A 1,291-nucleotide genomic window follows, 5' to 3' on the forward strand; every position below is an offset into this window, starting at 1 on the left:
TATGCTTTATGACAAAAAAGGATGAATGCTATGAGTAAAAAGTTCTGGGGTATTACAGCCTCTATTGTTGGTGCTGCGACGGTATTTCACTTCGCGACCTTACCACCAGCACCGCCGAGTGTGCCGCCTGTTCCAGAAAACATAGCTATTCCAGAGGTGCCCACCTTAACGCCTTACGACTTGCCAACGGGTAACGTTGAGGTTTCTGACGAACCCTATCGAGCGACTTTCCGAAGTGTCGGGATTCCAGACTTAATCGAAAACGATCTAACCACTGGTGTATACAAAGGTACCCCTTACTGGCTGGAAAGAGCTGAGTGGTTTAACGAGAACTATTACAATACTCTGGCAGCACGTAAAGTCTGGCCAGAAGGTAAATCGCCAGATACGCATGAGCGTGGTGACCCAGTAACATGGGCGATAGAGCCTATTGCTCAATATACTCCGCCTCCTTGTGATCAGCCTCAGCCAACCGGCTATGATGCTGAGGGTTGTCGTTATGTCAATGCACTGTTCAAAGATGTTGAAGCAGTTGACCCTGAAAAAGCTCAAGCAATGAGAGATCAAGCCCGTCGTGGCCGTGATGTTTGGTTTAAAGGTACCTTTGGTAATCAGGATGAGAACATCATTCACCAAGCACGACTAACCGGTAAAGAGGGTATGAACTACCCGTGGTTAGATACTCGCACTCGTCCTTATCGTTTCACCAAATGGGGCTTGATCAACGACCCGGATTGTAAGCAAGGTGATGCGTCTTCTAATTGGTATGATATCTGCCAAGACCCTCATTCATCGGGTGTGCTCGGATATCGTAAATACTATCAGGAGCCGATCAAGGATGAGTCTGGCAAAGTGGTTTACGATGCAAGAACTGCAGCCTACGAAGAAAATGAAATCAAAGAAAACAAACGCTTTGCTATCGGACACCCCTGTGTACAGTGTCACGTAGCGTTTGAACCGACAAACCCGCCTAAAGATCCAAATGAGCCTAAGTGGGAAAACCTGAGTGCAACAATTGGTAACCAACACACGCGCCAGCCTATGGCTTTTTTCCAAGGTGTGCCTGAAGACCATTTAGCGAACCAAGCAGTGATGGCAGGACGTTTAGGAACAATTGACACGTCGATTGTAGCGTCTGATTGGAGCCACAACCCGGGTACGCAAAACAATATTATGGACTTCCATAACAAGCGTGTCTTTGAGCATGAAATGAAAGACCCGGTCACGGGTGAAGTTTCAACAGCGCGCACTCGTCACGTACTGAAAGGCGGTGAAGATAGTGTCGGTGAAC

At 47.6% G+C, this 1,291-nt stretch carries 1 protein-coding gene; it reads left to right on the plus strand.

From position 1 onward, the window contains the following. Window positions 1-30: 30 nt before the first annotated feature. Window positions 31-1,291 (plus strand): hypothetical protein (locus A3766_RS01935; protein WP_197479188.1); only part of this gene is annotated, 1,261 nt, incomplete at its 3' end.

The sequence above is a fragment of the Oleiphilus sp. HI0132 genome (assembly GCF_001635845.1).